The sequence below is a fragment of the Falsiroseomonas sp. HW251 genome (genome assembly GCF_050563545.1).
GTDB lineage: Bacteria > Pseudomonadota > Alphaproteobacteria > Acetobacterales > Acetobacteraceae > Falsiroseomonas.
In genome coordinates this window covers 1-23,569 of record NZ_JBNXUM010000039.1, presented here as the reverse complement: position 1 = coordinate 23,569, position 23,569 = coordinate 1, and the positions used below count along the sequence as shown (strand labels likewise).

23 protein-coding genes are annotated in these 23,569 nt (G+C 71.9%); 14 read left to right on the top strand and 9 right to left on the bottom strand.

Annotated features, from left to right (window positions below; translation table 11 throughout):
- Nucleotides 1-4: 4 nt before the first annotated feature.
- Nucleotides 5-1,540: an ABC transporter substrate-binding protein gene (locus ACLF3M_RS30980; protein ID WP_430660882.1), complete on the bottom strand. Its 1,536-nt coding sequence runs from the start codon at nt 1,538-1,540 to the stop codon at nt 5-7.
- 99 nt (nt 1,541-1,639) lie between these two features.
- Between ACLF3M_RS30980 and ACLF3M_RS30975 the strand changes: the two genes are divergently transcribed.
- Together ACLF3M_RS30975 and ACLF3M_RS30970 are read left to right on the top strand one after the other, a co-directional pair.
- Nucleotides 1,640-2,029, top strand: a complete 390-nt coding sequence (locus ACLF3M_RS30975; RefSeq protein ID WP_430660881.1) for a RidA family protein — start codon at nt 1,640-1,642, stop codon at nt 2,027-2,029.
- Nucleotides 2,029-2,445, top strand: coding sequence for a VOC family protein (locus ACLF3M_RS30970; RefSeq protein ID WP_430660880.1), 417 nt, complete (start codon nt 2,029-2,031; stop codon nt 2,443-2,445). The genes ACLF3M_RS30975 and ACLF3M_RS30970 overlap by 1 nt, the downstream gene beginning before the upstream one ends.
- Here ACLF3M_RS30970 and ACLF3M_RS30965 read toward each other — a convergent pair.
- The 3 genes from ACLF3M_RS30965 to ACLF3M_RS30955 all read right to left on the bottom strand — a co-directional run bounded on the left by ACLF3M_RS30965 (nt 2,421) and on the right by ACLF3M_RS30955 (nt 5,693).
- Complete coding sequence (locus ACLF3M_RS30965) at nt 2,421-3,260, bottom strand: class I SAM-dependent methyltransferase (RefSeq protein WP_430660925.1); 840 nt, start codon at nt 3,258-3,260, stop codon at nt 2,421-2,423. The genes ACLF3M_RS30970 and ACLF3M_RS30965 overlap by 25 nt on opposite strands.
- Nucleotides 3,261-3,326: 66 nt before the next feature.
- Nucleotides 3,327-5,084, bottom strand: coding sequence for a metallophosphoesterase family protein (locus ACLF3M_RS30960; RefSeq protein ID WP_430660879.1), 1,758 nt, complete (start codon nt 5,082-5,084; stop codon nt 3,327-3,329).
- A gap of 36 nt (nt 5,085-5,120) precedes the next feature.
- Nucleotides 5,121-5,693, bottom strand: coding sequence for a TetR/AcrR family transcriptional regulator (locus ACLF3M_RS30955; protein ID WP_430660878.1), 573 nt, complete (start codon nt 5,691-5,693; stop codon nt 5,121-5,123).
- A 131-nt stretch (nt 5,694-5,824) separates the two neighbouring features.
- Between ACLF3M_RS30955 and ACLF3M_RS30950 the strand changes: the two genes are divergently transcribed.
- Nucleotides 5,825-6,577 (top strand): MBL fold metallo-hydrolase, encoded by a 753-nt coding sequence (locus tag ACLF3M_RS30950; RefSeq protein WP_430660877.1) that lies wholly within the window; start codon nt 5,825-5,827, stop codon nt 6,575-6,577.
- A 52-nt stretch (nt 6,578-6,629) separates the two neighbouring features.
- On the opposite strand, the gene ACLF3M_RS30945 is transcribed toward ACLF3M_RS30950, so the two are convergent.
- Complete coding sequence (locus ACLF3M_RS30945; RefSeq protein ID WP_430660876.1) at nt 6,630-7,697, bottom strand: peptidase M14; 1,068 nt, start codon at nt 7,695-7,697, stop codon at nt 6,630-6,632.
- 82 nt (nt 7,698-7,779) lie between these two features.
- Here ACLF3M_RS30945 and ACLF3M_RS30940 point away from each other — a divergent pair, with 82 nt between their 5' ends.
- Genes ACLF3M_RS30940 through ACLF3M_RS30910 form a run of 7 tightly spaced genes read left to right on the top strand, consistent with a single transcriptional unit; the run spans nt 7,780 to nt 15,368 of the window.
- Nucleotides 7,780-9,369, top strand: coding sequence for an ABC transporter substrate-binding protein (locus tag ACLF3M_RS30940; RefSeq protein WP_430660875.1), 1,590 nt, complete (start codon nt 7,780-7,782; stop codon nt 9,367-9,369).
- Nucleotides 9,370-9,385: 16 nt separating this feature from the next.
- Nucleotides 9,386-10,633, top strand: coding sequence for a pyridoxal phosphate-dependent decarboxylase family protein (locus ACLF3M_RS30935; RefSeq protein ID WP_430660874.1), 1,248 nt, complete (start codon nt 9,386-9,388; stop codon nt 10,631-10,633).
- Nucleotides 10,634-10,661: 28 nt separating this feature from the next.
- Nucleotides 10,662-11,690 carry an amino acid ABC transporter substrate-binding protein gene (locus tag ACLF3M_RS30930; protein WP_430660873.1) on the top strand — a complete coding sequence of 343 codons (1,029 nt, stop codon included), beginning with the start codon at nt 10,662-10,664 and terminating at the stop codon, nt 11,688-11,690.
- Between the two features lie 51 nt (nt 11,691-11,741).
- The gene (locus ACLF3M_RS30925) at nt 11,742-12,902 is read left to right on the top strand and encodes an amino acid ABC transporter permease (protein ID WP_430660872.1); all 1,161 of its coding nucleotides are present in this window, start codon (nt 11,742-11,744) and stop codon (nt 12,900-12,902) included.
- Entirely contained in the window at nt 12,899-13,948 is a 1,050-nt protein-coding gene (locus tag ACLF3M_RS30920) for an amino acid ABC transporter permease (protein ID WP_430660871.1), read from the top strand. Before ACLF3M_RS30925 ends, ACLF3M_RS30920 begins: the two co-directional genes overlap by 4 nt.
- Nucleotides 13,945-14,694 (top strand): amino acid ABC transporter ATP-binding protein, encoded by a 750-nt coding sequence (locus ACLF3M_RS30915; RefSeq protein ID WP_430660870.1) that lies wholly within the window; start codon nt 13,945-13,947, stop codon nt 14,692-14,694. Before ACLF3M_RS30920 ends, ACLF3M_RS30915 begins: the two co-directional genes overlap by 4 nt.
- Nucleotides 14,691-15,368, top strand: a complete 678-nt coding sequence (locus ACLF3M_RS30910) for a GntR family transcriptional regulator (RefSeq protein ID WP_430660869.1) — start codon at nt 14,691-14,693, stop codon at nt 15,366-15,368. Before ACLF3M_RS30915 ends, ACLF3M_RS30910 begins: the two co-directional genes overlap by 4 nt.
- 13 nt (nt 15,369-15,381) lie before the next feature.
- On the opposite strand, the gene ACLF3M_RS30905 is transcribed toward ACLF3M_RS30910, so the two are convergent.
- Nucleotides 15,382-16,362 carry a Bug family tripartite tricarboxylate transporter substrate binding protein gene (locus tag ACLF3M_RS30905; protein WP_430660868.1) on the bottom strand — a complete coding sequence of 327 codons (981 nt, stop codon included), beginning with the start codon at nt 16,360-16,362 and terminating at the stop codon, nt 15,382-15,384.
- 30 nt (nt 16,363-16,392) lie between these two features.
- A complete protein-coding gene (locus ACLF3M_RS30900; RefSeq protein ID WP_430660867.1) occupies nt 16,393-17,451 on the bottom strand; it encodes an isocitrate/isopropylmalate dehydrogenase family protein in 1,059 nt (352 codons plus the stop codon).
- 95 nt (nt 17,452-17,546) lie between these two features.
- Between ACLF3M_RS30900 and ACLF3M_RS30895 the strand changes: the two genes are divergently transcribed.
- Nucleotides 17,547-18,269 carry a GntR family transcriptional regulator gene (locus ACLF3M_RS30895; RefSeq protein ID WP_430660866.1) on the top strand — a complete coding sequence of 241 codons (723 nt, stop codon included), beginning with the start codon at nt 17,547-17,549 and terminating at the stop codon, nt 18,267-18,269.
- 169 nt (nt 18,270-18,438) lie between these two features.
- On the opposite strand, the gene ACLF3M_RS30890 is transcribed toward ACLF3M_RS30895, so the two are convergent.
- Nucleotides 18,439-19,842, bottom strand: a complete 1,404-nt coding sequence (locus ACLF3M_RS30890) for a M20/M25/M40 family metallo-hydrolase (protein WP_430660865.1) — start codon at nt 19,840-19,842, stop codon at nt 18,439-18,441.
- An 81-nt stretch (nt 19,843-19,923) separates the two neighbouring features.
- On the opposite strand from ACLF3M_RS30890, the gene ACLF3M_RS30885 reads away from it, so the two are divergent.
- Entirely contained in the window at nt 19,924-21,330 is a 1,407-nt protein-coding gene (locus ACLF3M_RS30885) for a class II fumarate hydratase (RefSeq protein WP_430660864.1), read from the top strand.
- Here ACLF3M_RS30885 and ACLF3M_RS30880 read toward each other — a convergent pair.
- The gene (locus ACLF3M_RS30880; RefSeq protein WP_430660863.1) at nt 21,254-22,207 is read right to left on the bottom strand and encodes a DMT family transporter; all 954 of its coding nucleotides are present in this window, start codon (nt 22,205-22,207) and stop codon (nt 21,254-21,256) included. The two genes, ACLF3M_RS30885 and ACLF3M_RS30880, sit on opposite strands and share 77 nt — an antisense overlap.
- Before the next feature lie 56 nt (nt 22,208-22,263).
- On the opposite strand from ACLF3M_RS30880, the gene ACLF3M_RS30875 reads away from it, so the two are divergent.
- Together ACLF3M_RS30875 and ACLF3M_RS30870 are read left to right on the top strand one after the other, a co-directional pair.
- Complete coding sequence (locus ACLF3M_RS30875) at nt 22,264-23,187, top strand: LysR family transcriptional regulator (protein ID WP_430660862.1); 924 nt, start codon at nt 22,264-22,266, stop codon at nt 23,185-23,187.
- Entirely contained in the window at nt 23,184-23,432 is a 249-nt protein-coding gene (locus ACLF3M_RS30870) for a ribbon-helix-helix domain-containing protein (protein ID WP_430660861.1), read from the top strand. The genes ACLF3M_RS30875 and ACLF3M_RS30870 overlap by 4 nt, the downstream gene beginning before the upstream one ends.
- The last annotated feature ends 137 nt before the right edge of the window (nt 23,433-23,569 follow it).

Genomic DNA, 23,569 nt, shown 5'->3' with positions numbered 1-23,569 from the left:
GCGCTCACCGCGGCCTGATCTCCACTGCCAAGACCTCCTCGTCGGCGCGCGCCGGCGCGGTCAGCGTGGCCAGCCCGGCATTCACGGACCGCAGCAGGCCGACGCCGATGATCAGGCTGTCGTCCACGACATGCTGGACCAGCGCCCGCAACAGCCGCGCGCGTTCGGCGTCGTCGAGCGTCGCGCGCGCCTGCACGATCGCCGCATCCGTCGCCGGCGCGCCGAGGCCGTTGAAGTTCAGCGTGCCCAATCCCGGCACCGTCCCCACGGAATGCAGCTGGGACCCCAGCAGGTAGCTCGTCTCGCCGGTCAGCGAGCCGAAGACCGTCACGAACAGCCCGAATTCCCGCCGGTTGCGGCGCGGCAGGAAGGTCGCCTGCGGCACGACCTCGACCGTCGTGCGGATGCCGATGCGCGTCCAGGAAGCGGCGATCGCCTGGCAGATGCGCGGCGTCCGGTTGGGCGAGCAGAACAGGTTCAGCCCGAAGCCCTGGCCCCAGCCGGCCTCGGCCAGCAGCGCCTGGGCCTGCGCGATGTTGGGCGCGGGCACGGCGCGGTCGGGGATCGCGCCGAAGACGAAGGGCGGCACGGGCTGGTCGGTCGGGTCGGCATAGCCCTCCATGATCTGGCGCGCCATCGCGTCCCGGTTCAGCGCGAGCGACATGGCGCGGCGGATGCGGACGTCCTTCATCGGGTTGCGCCCGCCGGCGTCGATCCCTGGCGCGTTGTCGCGCTCGATGTCGGGATAGATGTTCACGGCGTAGATGGACGGCGCCGCAAACAGCGCGAGCCGCCGGTCCCCCTGCACGCGGCCGGTGTCCTGCAGGGGCACGTTGTTGATGAACTCCACGTCGCCGGCCAGCAGCGCCGCGATCCGCGCGGCGTCGTTCGGGATTGGCGTCATCGTCACCGTCTCCCAGGGCACGCGGCCGCCCCAGTAGGCGTCGTTCCGCCGCAGCACGAGCGGCGCGTTGGTCTGCCAGCTGCCGACCCGGAACGGCCCAGTGCCTATCGCCGCCTGGCCGGAATTGAACTCGGGGTTGCCGAGCTGGGCCACCGATCGCGGCACGATGAAGACCTGGGTCAGGTTGGTCGTGAGGATCGGCAGCGGGCCGCTGGTGCGGATGCGGAAGACCAGGTCGTCCACCACCTCCACCCCCGTCACCCCCGCCAGGTAGATCGAATAGGGGTTGGGGTTGCCCGGCACGTTCGGCACGCGCCGGAAGGACGCCGCGACATCGGCCGAGGTGAGCGGCGAGCCGTCATGGAAGCGTACGCCCGGGCGCAGCCGGAACTCCCATGTCGTGTCGTCCACCACGCGCCAGGATTCCGCGAGGCCCGGCACCAGCTTCATCTCGTGGTCGCGCGCGACCAGCGTGTCGTAGATGTTCCGCAGCGCCCCGGTGTTCGCGAGGTTCAGCAGCCAGTGCGGGTCGAGCGTCGAGGGCGGCGCCTGGATCCCGATCCGCAGGTTCTGCCCGATCGCCGGCCCGGCGAGGAACAGCGATACCCCCAAGGCAAGGCTCGGCAGAAGGCGCATGGTCCCGGTCTCCCATCTCCGCCGCCAGCCTGCCACCAGGCCGGCGGCCTTGCACAGCCGCCCTTTGCGGCGCGCCGCCCGCGGGCTAGGAGGACGGCCATGATCAGGCGTCTCATCACCTCCGGCAGCCGTTTCGAGGACGAGATCGGCTATTCCCGCGCCGTGCTCGACGGCGACCTTGTCTTCGTATCCGGCACCACGGGCTACGACTACGCCACCATGACAATCGCGCCGGGGGTCGAGGCGCAGTGCGACCAGGCCTTCCGCAACATCGCCGCCGCGCTCGACCAAGCCGGCGCGCGCATGGCGGATGTCGTGCGCGTCGTCTTCTACCTGCCGGATCGCGCGGACTGGCCGCCCTGCTGGCCCATCGTGAAGCGCTGGCTCGGCGAGGCGCGGCCGGCGGCCACCATGCTGGTCGCCGGGCTGCAATCGCCGGACATGAAGATCGAGGTCGAAGTGACCGCGCGCCTTCGGAGCACCCCCTGATGCGTTTCGCCGTCGACCGCCTCGACCACCTCGTCATCACCTGCCGCGACGTCGAGATCAGTGCCGCCTGGTACCAGCGCGTGCTCGGGATGGAGCGCGACGAGTTCACCTCGGGCGTGCACCGCCGCACCGCCCTGAAGTTCGGCGGTCAGAAGATCAACCTGCGCCCCGTCGAGGCGACGCAGCATGACTGGTTCACCGGCACCGCCGCCGCGCCGGGCTCGCAGGATCTGTGTTTCGTCGTGACGGTCAGCCCCGAGCAGGTGGTGGACCACCTGCATGGCTGCGGCGTGACGGTGGAGGTCGGGCCGACGGCCAAGCAGGGCGCGCTCGGTCCGATCCGCAGCGTCTATTGCCGCGACCCCGACGGCAACCTCATCGAGATCGCGAGCTACGGGGAAGCGTTCGGGGGCTGATCGGGGCAGCGAGCGGGCGGCTTGCGGCCTTTCGCGAGCAACGTCGGTCGCTGGACGCGAAAGCCTCCGCCTGGCGCCGGCCGCGACCTGACGGCTTCGACGATCGCGGCCTCGATGCGCTCGCGGTTGGACGGCGGCTGGGATTCGATCAGCATCGCGGCGCGCAACGCGCCGCCATGGATGAGCTCGAGCACGGCCTCGGGCCGCTCGGTGTGCCAGGCGAGTCCGAGGCGGACGACCGCGACCTCCGTGAAGCCCGCCGCGACGAGTGTGCGGCAGCACTCATCCGCCAGCGCAAACCGCATCGGCGGCGGTGCCGGGGGCAGCGTCACGCCGGGATCGCCATGCCGCGCCACCGCGCTGCCGACGAGGGCGAGCAGCTCGTCCTCCGCGGCCCACTGCGTGAAGGTGAAGATCCCGCCGGGCCGCAGCACCCGGAACGCTTCGGCGATGGCCTGGTCGGGAGAGGGCAGATGCAGCACGCCGAAGGCGCAGGCAACGGCATCGAAGCTGGCTGCCGGATGGTCCAGATGCTCGGCATTGCCCTCGCGGAAGGTAACGGCCGGGTGGTTGCGTCGAGCCTGCGCAACCATGGTCGGCGCGAAATCGATCCCCTCGGCCAGCGCGCCGCGCTCGGCCGCCGCCGCTGCAAGGTGGCCGGGTCCGCAGCAGACATCGAGAAACCTGCGGCCTGCCAGGTCGCCGACGGCCTCCAGGATCGCCGGGATGGCCTGGCTGGTGATGGCCGCGAAATGCGCGTCGTAGCTGGCCGCCCGCGCGGTCCAGCCGGCGTATTCCGCATCGCGGAACGACATCCCGACCAAGGGCGCCTCCTGCGGAGCAGCGGTTCTACTACACCGCCCGAGGCCACGGGTTCACGGCTATTCGGCGGCTGGCGCGCCGGGCTGGCAGGCAACATCGATGCGCTCTGCCGCCAGCACCGCCAGCGCATCACCTTCCCCGCGCGCGAAACGCTGGATCCAGAAGTACCGTGGCGACGCCAGATCCGCGTCCCCCATCACCGGCGAGGGCGCCGAGAGGATACGCACGCCCCCGACCTCCCCCGTCCAGTCGGTATGCCGGTGCCCGTGCAGCACCACCAGCCGAGCCGCTTGCCGTCGCAGCCGCGCGATCACCCAGTGCCCGTTGGTCAGCGCCGTCGCGATCCGGTCGGCGAGCTTCACGCCGGCCTTCGGATATTCGACGAGGTGATGGTGCAGGCAGACCAGCCAGCGCGCCCGCGGCCATTCCGCCATCGCATGCTCCGCCGCGTGCCATTCCGCCGCCGCCAGGATGCCGAGCGCGTTGGTGAAGGAGAAATGCGTCAGCGCGTTGCTGTCGAGCAGCAGCACGCCGCACCCGTCCGGTGACGCCGGCGGCACCACCATCGGAAAGCAGGCCTCCCACACATCCCGCGGGCGTGGCTGGCCGCGTGGCACGCGCCCGTCGTCCAGGAACGCTGCCATCGACGCGCTGCGCCCATCCTGCGCGAGGAATTCGTCCAGCGTCGGCCCGACCGCGCGCCGCCCCGGTGCCATCACCCTCACCCGCCCGCCCTGCAGCGCTGCCGTCGCGGCCAGCATGCGCAGTCGCCGGATCCACGGCCCCGGCGAGGTCGGCAATTCCAGCCGCGCCGGGCTCGCGCGGTCCACGATGTTGAGATCGTGGTTACCCGGCAGGATCAGCGTCCGAGCAGCGAGCGAGGGATGCGCGCGCATGGCGTCGGCGAAGGCGATGAACTCCGCGTTGCGGCCGGCATCCGTCACGTCGCCGGTGATCAGCACCAGGTCGAGCCTCGCGCGCGCATCCGCCTCCTCCAGCGCGCGCAGCGCGGCCTCGAAGCGCCAGTTCCCGCGCGGCCCGTCGCGGCCGCATTCCAGGCGGAAGCCGTATTCCTCGCCGACCAGGTGGATGTCGGAGAGATGCGCGACGCGCCATTCCGCCTCTCCCTCCGGCGCCGGCGGCAGGTCGCGCGGCGAGCCCGCGATCGCCTCGCCCAGCGACCAGGCGGGTGCGGCGACCGCCAGATAGGCCGAGACCGCCCAGACCCCGTTCGCCAGCGCGTCGCGCAGGAAGAGCGGCAGGTCCTCGACCCCCAGCACCGGCGAGAACCAGCGCGGCAGCGGCCCTACGGCATAAGCGGTCAGCGCACCCACGGCCGCGATCAGCCCGCCCGCGACCAGCCCCGCCGTCACGCGCCGCTTCGCCAGCGCCTCCGCCCCGGCCTCGCGCCGCGCGAGGCGGCGTTCCAGCAGTTGCCGCACCGCCTCCCGCACCGCCATGAAGAGCGGCTGCACGAGGCCCGCATTCAGCGACCAGAAGGCGCGCTCCACCATCCGGAACAGCCGGGGGCCGAATCGCCAGACCAGCCAGGCATCCACGGCGAGGAACACCGACAGCCAAGCCGCATTCGCCTCTCCGGGAAGACGCCACCAGACCTGCTGCAGGAACCACAGCGCCACGACCGGCGCCGCGCCCAGCACCAGGCCCGGGACCACCAGCGCCTGCACCAGCGCGATCGCCAGCTTCGGCAGGCTGGTGTCGAGCAGCATCGTCCCGGCATGCGCCAGCAGGCTGTGACGCGAGGTCGAGGAGGCGTCGTCCTCGATGTCCCCGTCGCGGGGGTCGGCGAAGGCCATGTGCATCCTCTGCGCCTTCGCCGAGGCTTCGACCAGCTACCCCGACTGCTCCACCGCGCGGACGGCGACCGCCACGGCGTCCTCCTGCGACAGGCCGCTCTCCTGCACCAGGCTGCGCCAGGCAGGGTAGCCCATCATCAGGTGCAGCATCGCACGCTGCGGTGCTGACAGCCCCTCGTTCAGCACCTCGGTCGCGCGGCGCATCGGCGGGCCGAAGCGCAGGCCGACGATCTCCCGCGTGACCTCATGCGCCTCCGCGTCGCGCAGCACGCAGGCCGCGAGATCGGCATTGCGCGCATACCAGCCGAAGAGCGCGCCGATCCCCGCGCCGACCCGCGCGCTTCCCTCCGGCAGCGCTGCCCAGGCATCGGGGTCGGGCAGCGGGTCGCGCTCCAGCGCCAGGCCCGAGCAGGCCATGTGCAGGCTCCGCTCGTCCGGAAAGTGCGCATAGAGCGTGTGGCGCTGCACCCCGGCGCGCTCCGCCACCATGGACAGCGAGGTGCGCGCGGGGCCGAGGCTCGAATGCAGCTCCACCGCCGCCTCGACGATGCGCTGGCGGGTTTCGGACTGCTGCTCGGCGCGGCGCTTCAGGATGTAGGGGCGGGCCATTTTCACTGCACAGTGATGTGCGTTCATTGTTGACGTTGCCGCCAATTTAGGGATACATGTCTGTACGGTCAAATTGATTGACCGACGCGCTCCCCCCGTTGCCGGCGGGGCGGCGCACCGGAGACAGCGTCATGAATGCGAAGATCGACGAGATCGCTGAGGGCATCTTCCGCCTGTCCGTCCATGTGCCGGACATCGCGCCCCCCGCCGGCTTCACCTTCAACCACTTCCTCATCCGCGGCGAGGAGCCGCTGCTGTTCCACACCGGCCTGCGCCGGATGTTCCCGCTGCTCAGGGATGCCGTCGCACGCCTGATCCCGCTCGAGACCCTGCGCTGGATCAGCTTCGGCCACTACGAGGCCGACGAGTGCGGCGCGATGAACGAATGGCTCGCCGTCGCCCCGCGCGCCGAGGTCGCGCATGGCCAGACCGGCGCGCTGGTCTCGCTGAACGACATGGCCGACCGCCCGCCGCGCGTGCTCGCAGATGGCGAGGCGCTGGACCTCGGCCGCGGTCGGCGCGTGCGCTACATCGACACGCCGCACATCCCGCATGGCTGGGACGCCGGCGTGCTGTACGACGAGGGCAGCGGCACGCTGCTCTGCGGCGACCTCTTCACGCAGCTCGGCGACGGCCCCGCCCTGACCAGCGGCGACATCGTCGGCCCCGCGATCCAGGGCGAGGACCTCTTCGGCTATTCGAGCCTCAATCCCGGCATGGGCGTCACGATCCGCCGCCTGGCCGAGACCGCGCCGCGCACCCTCGCCCTGATGCACGGCCCGTCCTTCAACGGGGACGGCGCAGCGGCGCTGCGGGCCCTGGCCGACGACTACGACCGGCGCGCGCTGGCGAAGTGGCCCGTGGCGCTGCAGCAGGCGGCGTGATGCGTTCCGGGAGGGGCGCTGCCCCTCCCGGGAAGCGGCCCCGTCCCTGACGTCACCCTGGTGCGTGCGCCAGAGGTAATCCGGCCGCACCTCCAACACGCACGCGGCCGAAACGCACCGCGGTCAGGCCCCGGCGCGGGCGGCGGACCGGCAGGATCAGCACGGCGTCGTCATGCGGCGTGCGGACCTCCGCCGGGCCGTCCTGGCCGATCAGCGTCCCCGCGCGCGGCACCAGCGCAAGGTCGGGCCAGGTCGCCAGCAACTCGCACGCATCCGTCGTCGCCGTGACAGACCCTGTCGTCTCGATCACCTGGACCGCGCCGCGGGGTGGCGGGCACGCTGCCAGCAGCGGCGCCGGCGCCATGCCGAGATGCGTGAGGAAAGCGAGGGCGGCCTGGCGCGCATGCGTCACGCTCGACGCGACCCAGTGCTGGCCGCATTCGACGACCAGCGCAGTGCGGTGCCCGGCCGGATCCTCGAAAGGCGGCCAGTCGCGCATCCGCAGCCCGGCGGCATGCGGCATGTCCTCGATGACGATGTGCGGGAAGCCGACGTCCTGCGCGAAGGCGACGCTGCGGGACAGGCGGCCGGCGAGGGCGAAGGGCGGGCAAGGCTGCTGCGTGCTGTGCAGGTCGAGCAGATGATCCACCGTGTCGAGCCAGCCGCGCAACTCGCGCGCCCGGTCCAGCTCGCCGCCCTGCGCGTCGCCGTCGAGCAGCGCGGGATCCCAGACGCGGTTCAGGTCGCGGTCGATGTAGAAGGCGCGGTTCGGCTCGGCCGGGTTCCAGCGCGCATGGGCGCGCCAGTTGTGGAACAGCAGTGACAGGCGCCCGCGCGCCGGCCGCACGCCCTCTCGCAGCAGCATGTCCACGGCATGCGCGCCCGACCATTCCTCCCCATGCGTCAGCGCGACGACGGCGGCGTGCGGGCCGGGCGCCGGGCCGTCGAAGGTCCAGAGATACGGGATGCCGGTGTTGCCGGCCCGCCAGCGCGCGATGTCGGGCGGCGCGCCCTCGATCGGGAAGCCGTGCGGCCAGGGCGGCGTCGGGTTGAAGGCGCGGGGATAGTGGGGCGAGGCCGGATCGCCGATTCCCGCCGCGGCCGCGCCGCCCTTCAACATGCCGGCCCCCCATCAAAGCTCTTGTATGTGATCACATCCTGTCGGTAGCCTCCACGTCAAGCAAGGACACGGGGAGGCTCGGATGGTGGATGGTGCGCTCCTGGTGTCTCGCCGCGCCTTGGCGGGCATGGCCGCGGCGCTGGCGGTGCCGGGCGTCGCTCGCGCGCAGGCGGCGGGCGAGACGCTGACCATCGGGACGGCGGCCGAGGCCACCTCGCTCGACCCGCATTTCCACGAGCACGACCCCTCCATCACCGTCCATCGCCAGGTCTACGAGTTCCTCGTCGGCCAGGGCCCGCGGATGGAGCTGCAGCCGGAGCTCGCGCTGTCCTGGCGCCCGCGCGACCCGCTGACCTGGGAGTTCCGGCTGCGCCCGAACGTCCTGTGGCATGACGGCAGCCCCTTCACCGCCGCCGACGTGCTGGCGAGCTTCCGGCGCATCCCGGCGATCACGAACAGCCCCGGCTCCTTCGCGATCTACGTTCGCCAGATCACCGACGCCGTGGCGGAGGACCCGCTGACCCTGGTGCTGCGCACCGCCGCGCCCTTCCCGCTGATGCCGAACTACATGGGCGCGGTAATGATCGCGCCGGCGGCGGCAGAGCAGGCGACGACGCAGGACTTCAACGCGCTGCGCTTCCCCGGCACCGGTCCCTATCGCGCGGTGGAGTATGCGCGCGGCCAGCGGATCGTGCTGGAGGCCAATCCGCGTCACTGGAACGGGCCGCCCGCCTTCCGACGCGTGGTGATCCGTCCGGTCTCCGCGAACGGGCCGCGGGTTGCCGCGCTGCTCGCGGGCGAGGCCGGGCTGATCGACCAGCCGCCACCGGCCGACCTGCCGCGGCTGCGAACCGGCCCAGCGACGGCCGTGGTGGAGAGCGTCGGCAACCGCGTCGTCTTCTTCGCCTTCGACTTCCACCGCGACAACGTCCCCGGCGTCACCGCGATCGACGGCAGCGCGATCGCGAATCCCTTCCGGGACCGCCGCGTGCGGGAAGCGATGTCGCTCGCGATCAACCGCGAGGCCGTCTGCCGCGTGGTCATGGAAGGTATGGCGGTGCCGGCCAACCAGTTGGTGGACCGCGGCGTCTTCGGCCATGTCCCCGACCTGCCGCCGCTGACCTTCGACCCCGACCGCGCGCGGCGCCTGCTGGCCGAGGCCGGGCTGCCCAACGGCTTCCGCCTGACCATTACCGGCACCAGTGACCGCCTGGTCAACGACGAGAAGGTGCTGCAGGCGCTCGCCCAGATGCTGTCCCGGGTCGGCATCCAGGCGCAGGTGGATGCACTGCCCTCGACGGCGTTCTTCCCGCGGGTCGGGCGGCTGGAGTTCGGCTTCTTCTTCAATTCCTGGGGCGCGGGCACCTCCGGCGGGCTGACGACCATGCGCACCCTGATCGCGAGCTTCGACCGCGACCGCGGCTTCGGCGCGCAGAACCGCGGCCGCTACTCCAACCCCGAGGTGGACCGCCGCATGTGGCAGGCCTTCGAGACGATGGACGACACGGCGCGCGAGGCGCTGCTGCGCGAGGCGACCGCCATCGCCATGCGCGACCATGCCGTGCTGCCGACCCACTACATGTCGAACCTCTGGGCCACGCGGGCGAATGTCGCCTACGAGCCGCGGATGGACGGCTTCACGCTTGCCACCAGCGCACGCCCGCGCGCCTGACGGAGACACCGCGACGATGCTGAGCATCCCCGAGAAAGGCCGCCCCTGGGAGGAGCTGAAGGCCGAGCTCGAATCCGCCAAGAAGGACGATTTCAGGTGGCGCGAGGGCCGGATGGCTCTCTATTTCTACTACCTCAACGAGGAGGTGAAGCGCGTCCAGCAGGAGGCCTATTGCGCCTACTGGACGGAGAACGCGATGGGCCAGCGCGCCTTCCCCAGCATGAAGAAGCTGGAGAGCGAGGTCCTGCAGATGGGCCTCTCGCTGCACCACGCGCCCGGGGACGCCGTCGCGACCTTCACCTCCGGCGGGTCGGAAAGCATCTTCCTTGCGCTGAAAACCGCGCGCGACTGGGCGCGGGAGACGAAGGGAATCACGAACCCGAACATCGTCATCCCGCGCACCGGACACCCGACCTTCGACCGTGCCGCGCAGCATCTCGGCATCCGCGTCATCCGCGTGCCGACCACGCGCAACGATTTCCGCGCCGACCCGGCCGAGATGGCGAAGCGGATCACGCCCGAGACGATCATGCTGCTCGGCAGCGCGCCGAACTATCCCTTCGGCGTCTTCGACCCGATCGAGCAGATCGCCGCGCTCGCGCAGGCGCGCGGGCTCTGGATGCATGTGGATGCCTGCGTCGGCGGCTTCCTCGCGCCCTTCGTGCGCGAGCTCGGCCAGGAGATCCCGCCCTTCGACTTCGCTGTGCCCGGCGTCATGTCCATCAGCGCCGACCTGCACAAATACGGCTACGCGCCCAAGGGTGCCTCCATGATGATGCTGCGCGACGCGGCGCTGCAGCAGTACCAGACCTTCACCTTCAACGACTGGGAACGCGGCGCCTACGTGTCCAATACGTCTCAGGGAACGCGCGCGGGCGGAGCGGTGGCGGCGGCCTGGGCGGTGATGAACTTCCTGGGCCGCGAGGGCTATGTCCACTGGGCGAAGGTCATCATGGACACCGTCGCGACGCTGACCGCGGGGATCAACGCGATCCCCGGCCTGGCGGTGCTGGAGCCGCACGAGCTCTGCATCTTCGTCTACCGCTCGACCGATCCTGCGCTCGACATCGGCGCGGTGGCGGAGGGGCTGACGGCGCGCGGCTGGTTCGTCGGCCGCCAGGCGGAGCCGCCCGGCATCCACATGCACCTCAACCCCGTCCATGCCGAGACCGCGGAGATGTACCTCGCCGATCTGCGCGACGCGGTGGAGGAGGTGCGCGCCACGCGCGCGACATCCGACACGCCCGTCGAGCGGACATACTGACCAACAAGCCAAAGGGAGGAGAAGCACGATGACCCCGATGAGATCCCTGCTGCTGGCCGCGGCCGCCTGCCTCGGCCTCGGCATCGCGGAGGCAGCGGCGCAGGTCGCGCCGCAGCTCGACACCATCAGGCAGCGGAACGTCTTCCGCTGCGGCGTCTACGAGAACGTGCCCGGCCTTTCCGCGCTCGACGCGCGGGGCAACCGCGTCGGCTTCGACGTGGATTATTGCCGCGCCATGGCGGCCGCGATCCTCGGCGACGCGAACAAGGTCGAGTTCCGGACCATGACGCTGGCGCAGGGCATCCCGGCGCTGCGCAGCGGCGAGGTGGACATGGTGGCGCTGGCCATCACCTACACCATCCAGCGCGACACCGAGCTCGGCCTGGACTTCGTGGGCCCCACCCTGTTCTCCGGCCAGGCCTTCATGGTGCACCGGCGCACCGGCGCGCAGCGCCTGACCGACCTGAACGGCGCCACCATCTGCCTGGTCGCCGGCGGCATCACCGACAGCCTGATCGCCGACTACTTCCGCGCGCGCAACATGACCTTCCGCCCGCTCGCGGTCGAGAACACCACGCAGATGTACACGCTGTACGAGGAAGGCCGCTGCGACGTCGTGACGTCGGAGGTGCCCTTCCTCGGCATGCGCCGCTCCCGCCTCCGGCAGCCCGACCAGCACCTGATCCTGAACGAGATCTTCGCGAAGTCCCACATGGGTCCGGTGATCCGCGACGACGACCGCCGCTTCGCCCATGTCGCGCGCTGGGTCCACTACGCGCTGGTGAACGCGGAGGAGATGGGCATCACCCAGGCCAATGTCTCCCAGATGCTGGAAAGCCGCGACCCCGCGATCCGGCGCTTCCTCGGCCTCGAGGGCGATATCGGGCGCAACATGGGCCTGCCCAACGATTTCACCGTCACGGTGATCCGCTCGGTCGGCAATTACGGCGAGATCTTCGAGCGTCACTACGGCATGGCGAGCGAGATCAAGCTGCCGCGCGGGCTCAACGCGCTCGCCGAGAATGGCGGGCTGCAATGGTCGCCGACCTGGCGCTGAGCGCGCTTCTCCCTCCCCCGTTCACGGGGGGGGGCCGGGGTGGGGCGACCGTTGCGCGCTGACGCCGCGGCCCCCGCCGTCCGCACGCTGTGGAAGCGCCCCGGCCTGCGTGCCGCCGTCTGGCAGGCACTGGCGCTGCTCCTCGTCGGCGCTGCCGCGTTCTGGGTCTGGGGCAACGTCACGGGCAACCTGGCGCGGCGGAACCTCGGCATCGATTTCGGCTTCCTCGCCGGCCGCGCGAGCTTCGAGTTCGGCGAGAACCTGGTGGGCTACCGGCCTGGCGACAGTTTCCTGATGGCCTTCAAGGCGGGGCTCGCGAACACCGTGCTCGTCGCCGTGGTCGGCATCGCGCTGACCACGCTCGCCTCCGTCTTCCTGGCACTGATGCGCCTCTCGCCAAACCGGCTCGCGCGCAACATCGCCGGCGCCTGGATCGAGGTGGTGCGCAACACGCCGCTGCTGCTGCAGCTGCTGTTCTGGCACCAGATCGCCATCCGCCAGCTTCCCGCCCCGCGCCAGGCCTGGGAGCTGCTGCCGGACGTCTTCCTGTCCAATCGCGGGCTCTACTTTCCCGCAGCCCTTGCACAGCCGGCCTTCGGCGAGGCCGCGCTGGCCCTGGCGATCGGCGCGGGGCTGGCACTGGCGCTCGGCCGATTGCTGCCGATCGGGCGGCGCGGGCTCGCCTGGATGGCGATGGCAGCACCGCCGCTGCTGGTGCTGCTGTTGCGCGCCGATCCCATCGAGATCACGCGGCCGGCGCTGCGCGGCTTCAACTTCCAGGGCGGCGTCTCGCTCAGCCCGGAATTCGTCGCACTCGTCGTCGCGCTGACCATCTACCAGTCGGCCTTCATGGCGGAGACGCTCCGCAGCGGCATCCAGGGCGTGCCGAAGGGCCAGGTTGAGGCGGCGACCTCGCTCGGGCTGCGGCGCTTCCAGTCGTTGCGCCTCGTCGTCTTCCCGCAGGCGCTGCGCATCGTGATCCCGCCGGTCACCAGCCAGTACCTTTCGCTGACCAAGAACTCCTCGCTCGCCGTAGTAATCGGCTATCCCGACCTGGTGCGGGTCAGCCAGGTGACGATCAGCGAGACGGGGCGCGCGGTGGAATGCATCGCGATCCTGCTGCTGGTCTATCTCTCGCTCTCGCTGCTCACGGCGCTGCTGATGAACCTCTACAACCGCCGGATCATGGCGCGCGGCGGGGGCGGGCGGTGAGGCGCTGGACGGCGGGGATGTTCGACAGCGTGCCAAACGCCGTCGTCTCGCTCGCGCTGCTCTGGCTCGTCGCGCGTGCAGCGCTCGGCCTGTGGGATTGGGGCGTGACGCGCGCCAGCCTCGAGGCGCCGAACGCCGAGGCCTGCGCGCGGGCGGGCGGCGCCTGCTGGGCCTTCCTGCGCGACCGCTGGCGGCTGATCCTCTTCGGTCCCTACCCCTATGCCGAGCAGTGGCGGCCGGCGCTGGCACTCCTGGCCTTCGTCGCGCTGGTCGCGGCGACGGCAGCGCCGGCCACCTGGCGCGCGCCCCGGCGGGCCCGCGCGCTGGCCCTGGCCTGGCTGCTCGTCGCGCCGCTGATGGGCGCGCTGATGTGGGGCGGCGTCGCAGGGCTGGCCTTCGTGCCCGCGCGCCTCTGGGGCGGGCTGCCGCTGACGGTGATGCTGGCCGGCGTCGGCGTCGCACTGGCATTCGGCCTTGCGGTGCTGCTCGCGCTCGGCCGCGTCTCCGACATGCCGGTGATCCGCACGCTCTGCCTGCTCTACGTCGAGTTCTTCCGCGGCGTGCCGCTGGTCGCGCTGCTGTTCCTCGCGGCGATCCTGTTCCCCTACCTCGTGCCGGCGGAATGGACGATGGACACGCTGCTGCGCGCGCAGCTCGCCTTCGCGCTGTTCTTCGCGGCCTACATGGCGGAGGCGATCCGTGGCGGGCTCCAGGGCATCCCGCGCGGGCAATACCTTGCCGCCGACAGCCTCGGCATGGGGTACTGGCAGGCGCGGCGTCGCATCATCCTGCCGCAGGCGCTGCGCACCGTGATCCCGAGCCTGGTCAACATCTTCATCGCCGCCTTCAAGGACACCTCGCTGGTGGTGGTGATCTCGATGCTCGACCTGCTGGGGGCGGCGAATGCCTCCACCGCCCAGGCGCAATGGTGGGGGCTCTACATCGAGCCCTACCTGTTCATCGCCGTGATCTACCTCGCCTTCTGCTCCGCGATGTCGGCCTACAGCCGCGGGCTGGAACGGCGCCTCGGCGTCGGCGTGCGGTGACCCCCGTCGTGACGATGAAGGGCGTGCGGAAAAGCTACGGGCCGGTGCTCGTGCTGCCGGGACTTGACCTCACCGTCGCGCGCGGCGAGCGCGTCGTGATCTGCGGCCCGTCGGGTTCCGGCAAGTCTACCGCCATCGCCTGCATCAATGGCCTCGTGCCGCACGATGCCGGGCTGATCAAGGTGGACGGCATCGAGCTGGATCACCGGCGCGGCACGGCTCCCGACATCCGCCGCCGCGTCGGCATGGTGTTCCAGTCCTTCAACCTCTTCCCGCATCTCACCGCGCTCGAGAACTGCACGGTCGGCCCCATCACGGTCCAGCGCCGCCCGAAGCCAGAGGCGGAGGCCGAGGCGATGGCGCTGCTCGAGCGGGTCCGCATCCCGGAGCAGGCGCACAAGTATCCGGCCGAGCTTTCCGGCGGCCAGCAGCAGCGGGTCGCGATCGCGCGCGCGCTGGCGATGCGCCCGCGCGTCATGCTGTTCGACGAGCCGACCTCCGCCCTCGACCCGGAGATGGTGAACGAGGTGCTGGACGCCATGATCGGCCTGGCTGATACGGGCATGACGATGATCGTCGTCACGCACGAGATGGGCTTCGCCCGCCGGGTCGCGCACCGCATCCTGTTCATGGACCGCGGCGAGATCCTGCAGGACAGCCCGCCCGAAGCCTTCTTCGCCCATCCCGCCGGCCCGCGCGTGCGCGAGTTTCTCGACCATGTCCGCCGCGGCGAGGGCCGGGGATGACCGCACCCGCCACGCTGCGCGACCACGCGACGCGGGAGCTGCGGCGCGCCCTGATGGCCGGCCGCTTTGAGCCGGGCCAGCGCGTCACCATCCGCGGCCTGGCCGAGGAGCTCGGCACCAGCATGACGCCGGTGCGGGAGGCGGTCGCGCGCCTCGCCGCGGAGCGCGCGATCGAGGCGGAGCCGAACCGCTGGATCCGCATCCCGCTGCTGACCGCTGCCGAGCTGCGCGAGCTGCGCGACATCCGCGTCGCGCTGGAAGGGCTGGCGACGGAGCGCGCCGCCGCGCATGTCACGCCCGCGCTGATCGAGGAATTGCAGCAGCGGGAGGCGGAGATCGTCGCGCTTCGCCCGACGGGCGACGCCAAGGCGATGATCCCGGCCATCGGCCGGCTGCACTTCACGATCTACCGCGCTTCCGCCATGCCGGCGCTGGTGCAGCTGATCGAGGGCCTCTGGCTGCGCAGCGGGCCCTACAACAACCTGCTGTTCCGCGGCTACACCCAGCAGGAACGCGGCAGCCTGCGCGGCGCGACGCTGCGCGCGCTGGCGCGCGGCGACGCCTCCTCCGCGCGCCGCAGCATGGAGGCGGATGTCGGCAACGCCGTGGATTGGCTGATCGGGCTGGTCGAGGGCGGCGGCGGGCTGATTGCCGCGGGCGACCGCGCGCGCTGACCGGGCCCCGACCTCACTCCACCCGCGCGCCGGAGTCGCGGACGATCGGCCCCCAGGTCGCGAGCTCCTGGTCCCAGAAGGCGGTGAAGGGCTCGGGCCCAAGCCCCGTGGGCTCGACGCCGATATCCGTCAGCCGCGCGCGGCAGGCCGGGTCTCGCGCGATGCGCGCGACCTCCGCCGCGACGCGGTCCACCACGGCGCGCGGCGTGCGGGCGGGGGCGAAGATGCCGAACCAGTTCTGCGTCTCGTAGCCCGGCAGGCCGCTCTCGGCGACGGTCGGCAGGTCGGGGAATTGCGGCAGGCGCTGCGCGGCCGTGACGGCGAGGCCGCGGATCGAGCCATCCCGCACCGCCGCCCCCACCACCGGCAGCGCGTCGATCATCAGGTCCACCTGCCCCGCCATCACCGACTGCAGCGCCGGCCCGCCGCCGCGGAAGGGCACGTGCTGCAGCCGCACCCCGGCCATGTTGGCGAAGAGGACGGAAGACATGTGAACGATCGTCCCGTTCCCGCCGGAGGAGTAGGTGACGCGCTCCGGGTTCGCCCTGGCATGCTCGATCAGGCCGCGCACGTCCCGTGCCGGGAAGTTCGGCCGCACCGTCACGATGTTCGGACTGCGCCCGATCTCCGCCACCGCCGCCAGGTCGCGCCGGGTGTCGAAGCCGAGGTTGTTGTAGAGGAAGGTGTTCAGCACCGCCGAGGAGAGCGTCAGCGAGACCAGCGTGTAGCCATCCGCCGGCGCCTTCGCCGCGGCCTCGGTGCCGATGGTGCCGCCGGCCCCGGCGCGGTTGTCGATCACGATGGGCTGGCCGAGGTTCATGCACTGCGCCGCGACGCGCGCGACGACGTCCGTGCCGCCGCCCGGCGGGAAGGGAATGATGAGCCGCACGGGCCGGTCAGGCCAGGCCTGCGCCCCCGCAGGCGCGACGGGCGCCAGCGCGCCGAACAGCGCCGCCATCACGCCGAGGCATCCACGCCGCAGCATCGTGATCATCGGTCCTCTTCTCCCTCCCGTCGCGCGCGGTCAGCCGCGCAGCGCCGCCGCCAGCCTCTCGCCGAAGGCCGCCGTGCCGAGCGGGCCGCCGAGGTCGGGCGTGCGCGTCGCGGGATCGGCGAGCGCCGCGTCCACCGCCGCATGGATCGCCGCCGAGGCCTGGCCCGCCGCCTCGTTCCCGCGGTGGCGCGCATGCCAGTCCAGCAGCATCGCCGCCGAGAGGATCAGCGAGGTCGGGTTCGCGCGGTCCTGTCCCGCGATGTCGGGCGCGCTGCCGTGCTGCGCCTGCGCGCAGCACAGCCGGTCGTTCTCGTTCGTGCTGCCGGCAAGGCCGAGCCCGCCGGAGAGCTCCGACGCCAGGTCGGAGAGGATGTCGGCATGGAAGTTGGTCGCCACCAGCACGTCGAAGCGCGCGGGGTCGCGCACCAGCATCGCCGCGCAGGCATCCACGATGATCTCGTCCAGCGCCACGTCGGGGAAGTCGCGCGCCACCTCCCGCACGCAGCGAAGCCACAGCCCGTCGGTCAGCTTGAAGGTATTGGCCTTATGCACCGCCGTCACCTTCCCCCGGCGCCGGCGCGCCAGCAGGAAGGCCTCGCGCGCGATGCGCGTGGAGGCGTGCGCCGTGATCTTGCGCACCGACATCGCGATATCGGGCGTCGGCATGAACTCGCCCGTGCCGGCATGCATGTTGCGATCGGGATAGAAGCCCTCGGTCGCCTCCCGCATGATCACGAGGTCGAGCGGCCGGTAGCCGAGGCCCGGCCGCGTCCGCGCCGGCCGGACATTGGCGAAGAGGTCGAGCCCGACGCGGAAGGCGGCCGAGACGTTGATCCCCCCCTGCTCGCGCGGCGGATAATCGAGATGGCCGATGGGGCCGAGGATGACGCCGTCGCTCGCCTTCGCCGCGTCCAGCACGGCGTCGGGCAGCGTCGTGCCCTGGCTGCGCAGGCTGGCGAAGCCGATCTCCCGCTCATCGAAGTCGAGGCCGAGGCGGAAGCGCGCATCGGCGGCGCGCAGCACGGCGAGCGTGGCGGCGGTGATCTCCGGGCCGACGCCGTCGCCGGGCAGGACAAGGAACCTGGGCATGGACCGGGCCGCTTCCTCGTGCACGTTGTCTTGCCCGAGCGTATGCGCAATGCTGCGGCCGCGGCAAGGCCGTTCCCTCTCGGCCTCGATCGGAGATGACGGGGCCGGCCGCATCGAGGAGGCGTTTCCTGCATACGCAAATTCCCACGCCTGCACACGAGGCGGAGCGGCAGTCCCTCGTCGAAGGGCTCTACGAGGCCATCAAGGCCCGAATCGTCGATGGCCGCCTGGCCCCCGGCGCCAAGGTGCTGGAAGCCGAGCTCGCCCTGGCGCTGGGCACCTCCCGCACCCCCGTGCGGGAGGCGCTGATCCGCCTGCAGTCCGAGGGGTTCCTCGAGCCCGCGCCGCGCGGGCTGCGCGTGACGCCGCTCTCCGCGCAGGACATCCGCGAGATCAACGAGGTGCTCGCCTGCCTCGAGGCGGAGGCCGCGGAGCGCCTGGCGCGGCGCCATCCCGGCCCTGCGGAGATGGCGCTGCTCGACGCCGCTATCGCGACCATGGACCGCGCGCTGGAAGGCGAGGACCGTGCCGCCTGGGCCGAGGCCGACTACCGCTTCCACCGCCTCATTATCGAGCTCTGCGGCAACCGCCACCTCGCGCAGATCGCCAGGCTGTTCCTCGACAAGGCCCACCGCGTCCGCCTGCTGACCACCCCGCTGCGCGAGCGGCCGGTCTACGCCAACGTCAACCACGCCGCCGTGGTGGAAGCGGTGCGGCGCGGCGACCCGCAGACCGCGCTCGAGATCCACCGCGCGCACAAGCGGCGCTGGTCCGCCGAGCTCGAGGGGCTGCTGCGCCGGCTCGGGCTGCCGGGCTGACGCGCTGGACATTTCCAGTGATCCGATGGCGGCCGGCGCAGCCGGCCGAGCGGCCGAACGGCCGCCGCCGCCAGTGCGGCGAGCCAAGCCGCCGGATGGCGGCGCCGGCGCTTGAGGGAGCCTTTTCGTGCCAACGAAAAGGCTCGAACGGTATGACGCGGCGGGCCGGTCAGGCCGGTCGGCGGAAATCGGCCGCGCGCATCCCGCCGAGTTCCGTCAGCAACAGCGGCCACAGCCGCAGCCCCTCCTCCAGCGAGGACAGCCGGAAGAACTCGTTGGGCGCATGCGCGTCCTCGTCGGGGCTGGCCAGGCCGAACATCAGGCTGTCCATCCCGAGCTCCTCGGCGAAGATCGTGGTGATCGGCACCGTCCCGCCGAGGCGCGTCACCGCGGGCTCGCCGCCCTTCTCGCGGCGCAGTACGGCGGCGGTCGCGGCGCGCAGCGGGTGGTCGGCCGGCAGGGTGTAGGCGCGGGTGCCGCCGGGCGTGTAGTCGAAGGCAAGCGTCACGCCGCGCGGCGCCATCCGCTCGAGATGCGCCTTGACCGCTTCCTGCGCGGCGGCTGGATTCTGGCCGGGCACCAGGCGCATCGTCAGCTTGGCGTGCGCCTCGGCCGGCGTGACGGTCTTGCCGCCGGCGCCGGTGTAGCCGCCCCACATCCCGTTCACCTCGACGGTCGGGCGGAGCGTCGTGCGTTCGCGCACGGAGTAGGCGGGATCGCCGAAGGGCGTCGCGCCGAACTCGGCATACCAGGCGGCCTCGTCCAGCGGCAGCGACGCGGCCTCGGCCCGCAGCGCGTTGGAGATCGGCGCGGCGCCGGCCTCGAAGCCCTCGACCGCCACGCGCCCCTGCTCGTCATGCAGGGAGGCCACGAGCTTCGCCATCTCGTGGAGCGCGTTGCGCATGGCGCCGCCGACCTTGCCGGAATGCGCGTCCTTGGACGCGGTGCGCAGCCGAAACTGCAGCGCGGTGATGCCGCGGCAGCCGATGTTGAGCACCGGCCGCGGACCGGCCGCGCCGCCGCCATCGGCCGACAGCATGGCGTCCGCGCGGAGCAGGTCGCGGTTGCGCTCGATGATGCCGGTGAGCGACGGGCTGCCGACCTCCTCCTCGCCTTCCAGGAAGAGCTTGACGTTGACGGGGCAGCCGCCCTCCACCGCGAGGAAGCCGGCGATGGTCTCGATTGCGATGGTGGTGGAGCCTTTCACGTCCGACGCGCCGCGCGCATGGATCCGCCCGTCGCGGATCGCGGGCTCGAAGGGCGGGGAATGCCAGAGCTCCAGCGGGTCCGCGGGCTGCACGTCGTAATGGCCGTAGATCATGATGGTGGGCTTGTCGGGGCCCGCGCCGAGCCAGGCGCCATAGACCGCGGGCTGGCCACCCGGCGCCTCCAGCAGGCGCACATCCTGCATCCCGATCGCGCGCAGCCGGTCCAGCAGGAACTCCCGCGCGCCGCGCATGCCGGACTCGAAGGCCGGGTCGGTGCTGACGGAGGGAAAGCGGATCAGCGTCAGCAGGCGGTCGAGGATCGCGTCCTTCTGGCCCGCCAGGTAGTCGGCGACGCGTTCGGTCATGTCGTCTTCGCTCCAACCATCATGCGGAGCCGTGATGACGCCCCCGCGTTGCGCTCCCCATCTGAGCCCCCGGAGACAGCCATGACCAGCACCCGCACCGAAACAGACAGCCTCGGCACGATCGAGATCGAGTCCGACCGCCTCTGGGGCCCGCAGACCGAGCGCGCCCGGCGCCTGTTCCGGATCGGGACGGAGCGCTTCCCCCCCATCCTGATCCGCGCCGTCGGCCTGCAGAAGCAGGCGGCCGCCGAGGCCAACAAGGCGCTCGGCGAATTGCCGCCCGACATCGCCGACGCCATCGCCGCGGCCGCCGCCGAGGTCGCGGCCAACCGGCGTGACGAGCACTTCCCCCTGCCGGTCTGGCAGACGGGATCGGGCACGCAGACCAACATGAACGCCAACGAGGTGATCGCGCGCCTGGCCAACCGCGCGCTGGGATCCGACGACGGGCGCAAGCCCGTGCATCCCAACGACCACGTCAATCGCGGGCAGTCCTCCAACGACAGCTTCCCCGCGGTGATGCATGTCGCCGCCGTGCTGGCGGTGCTGGATACGACGATCCCCGGGCTGCAGGCGCTGCATGCCTCGCTGGCGCGCCGCGCGGCGGAATGGGCGGAGGTGGTAAAGATCGGGCGGACGCATCTGATGGATGCGGTGCCCGTCACCCTCGGCATGGAAGCCGCGACCTGGGCGGAGCAGGTCCGCTTCGGCATCGCCCGGATCGAGGTCGCGCTGCCGCGGATGAAGGTCCTGCCGCAGGGCGGCACGGCGGCGGGCACCGGGCTCAACCGCCACCCCGACTTCGCCCGCATCTTCGCCGAGCGCATGGCCGTGCTGACCGGGGTGGATTTCGTCGATTCCGCCCTGCCGTCCGAGGGCATGGCCGCGCATGACGCCTTCGTCGAGCTGCACGGCGCCTTCAACACGGTCGCGGTCTCGCTGACCAAGATCGGGAATGACATCCGCCTGCTGGGCTCGGGTCCGCGCGCGGGAATCGCGGAGCTGGTGATCCCCTCGGACGGCCTCTCAAGCTCCATCATGCCCGGCAAGACCAACCCGACGCAGTCCGAGGCGCTGACCATGGTCGCCGCGCAGGTCATGGGGAACAACACCACCGTGACGGTGGCCTGCGCGCAGGGCCATCTGGAGCTCAACGTCTTCAAGCCCGTTATCATCCAGGCCGTGCTGCAATCCGCGCGGCTGATCGGCGACGCCGCCGCGGGCTTCGCCGCCAACATGGTGGACAAGCTCGAGCCCAACCGGGCGCGGATCGAGGACAACCTCGCGAAGTCGCTGATGCTGGTGACGGCACTGAACCCCAGGATCGGCTACGACAAGGCCGTACAGATCGCGAAGCTGGCGCTGGCGGAGGACATCACGCTGAAGGACGCCGCGCAGCGCCTAGGCCATGTCACGCCCGAGGATTTCGAGCGCTGGGTGCGGCCGGAAGCGATGATCCGGCCTGGCGGAACGCTGGACGGCGGATGATCCCGGGCGGCGCCGCCAGCACCAGCCCCGCCATGGTCAGCGCGATGCCGGCCAGCGCCGGCAGGGCCGGCAGCTCGTCCAGCAACAGCCAACCGCCCGCCGCCGAGAGCGCCGGCACCGCCGCGCCGGACAGCGCGGCGGGCGCGGCGCCGAGCCGCCGCACCGCGACGGCATAGGTCCAGACCCCCAGCAGCCCCGCCACCAACCCCTGCATCGCGATGGCCTGCAGCAGCACCGCCGGCGGCGCCTGCATCAGCCGCTCAGTGCCGGAGGCCAGCCACAGCGGCATGACCAGGACCGAGGAGACCAGCGACATCAGGGCGGTCGCGGACAGTGCCGGCAGCGCGGCCGCGCGGAACGCCACGCCGAATACCGCCCAGGCCATGGCGGCGCAGAGGAACAGCGCGTCGCCGGCCAGCGTGGCAAGGCCGGCGTCGCCAAGCGCGCTGCCGCTGACCAGCACGACGCCCGCGGTCACCACGCCGAATCCCGCGACCTGCCGCCGCCGCAATCGCTCGCCCAGCAGCGCCGCGGCCAGCAGCGCGGTCAGCACCGGCATCGTCCCGGGCATCAGCGCGCCCATATGCGCGACCGGCGCCAGGCTCGCCCCCGACATCGCGAGCAGGCCGAAGGGCAGGCCGCCGCCCGCGACCAGCGGCAGCGCCAGCCAGCGCGGCCGCGTGCTCGGCCAGGGCCCCTGGCGGAGGAGCACCGGCAGCAGCACCAGCGCCGGCACGACATAGCGGAACACTGCGAGGTCGAGCGGCGCGAGCGTGCTGCCCGTCAACGCCGCGCGCGTCGCGACCTGCCAGCCCGCCCCCACCAGCGCCGCGCCCAGTGCCGCGGCGACACCGATGACAAGGTCCGTTCGTGCCATGAAGCCGAGGGACGCCCGGCGCGGCCGGCGTGCAAATGAGCATTGTGCGCCGGCGCATGAACGGATTTCATGCGCTCGTGCCGGACCACCGCGACCTGCCTTCCGTCCCCGGGCTCCTCGCCTTCGCGGCCGCGCTGCGCCACGGCTCCGTCACCCTCGCGGCCGAGGAACTCGGCCTGACGCAGAGCGCCGTGAGCCACCGGCTGCGTGCCCTCGAGGCCTTCTTCGGCACGCGCCTGTTGGACCGGCTCAATCCCGGGCTGCGGCCGACGCCGGCCGGCGCCAGGCTCGCGGAGGCGCTCGGCCCCGCCCTGGCCGGGCTGTCGGCGCTGCGCGCGACGGCGCTCGCGCGCGGTGCGCCGGCGCCCTTCCGGCTCGGCACGGGCCAGGGGCTCTTCGCGTGGTGGCTCTCGCCGCTGCTGCCCGCGCTGGCCGCCGCGTTCCCGCGCTTGGCGATCGATGTCGAGACCTGGGACAGCGCTGGTCAGGCGGCGCGGGCCGAGGTCGAACTCGGCCTGTTCTGGCAGCCCCCGGGCAGTCCGCCTTCCGGCACGCACCAACTCGCCTTCCCGCCCGAGACCGTCTTTCCGGTCGCCGCGCCCGCGCTGCTGCGCGCGCATCGCGCGACCTGGCGGGAGACCGCGCCGCTGCTCGCCAAGGGCCGCAGCGGCGAGGAGACCGGGCCCGAATGGTCCTGGCCGGCCTGGATCGGGCCCGGACGCGCCCGCCCCTTCGCGCTGCGCTTCCGCGACATCGGCGGCGTGCTGCAGGCCGCGCTCGACGGCAGCGGCGTGGCGCTCGGCCGGTCCCTGCTGGTGGCGGGTGCGCTGCGCCGCCGCCGCCTGGTCCGCCTCGCACCGCGATCCGAGGCCCGGCCCTGCGGAAAGCTCCAGGTGGCGCGCTGGCGAGACCATCCGGACGCGGCCGCGGTCGCCGCCTGGCTGGTCGCGCAGGCCGTGCGCGACGGCGGCGGCGCGTGACGCTCCACCTCCGCAAGCGCAGCTTCCGCCTCGCGGGCCACCGGACTTCGGTGGCGCTCGAACCGGCCTTTTGGGAAGCGCTGGAGGACATCGCGGCGGCGAGGGACGTGAGCCTGGCGGGTCTTGTGGCGACCGTGGATGCGGGCCGCGCCGACCCGGCCCTGCCGCTGGCCAGCGCGCTGCGCGTGTTCTGTCTGCTGGACGCAAGGGAAATCGCTGGACGTGAGGTCGAGAAGCCGATATAGGAAAACTTGCCGATCTTTGAACCCGTCAATCCGCCATCGTCTATGCCGCCAAGTTCCTACGTGCCTGCCGTGGAGGATAGGGCAGCATCGCGTCGAGCAGTCCAGCCTATTTGTCCGAAGCGCCGAACCTCGTCCCC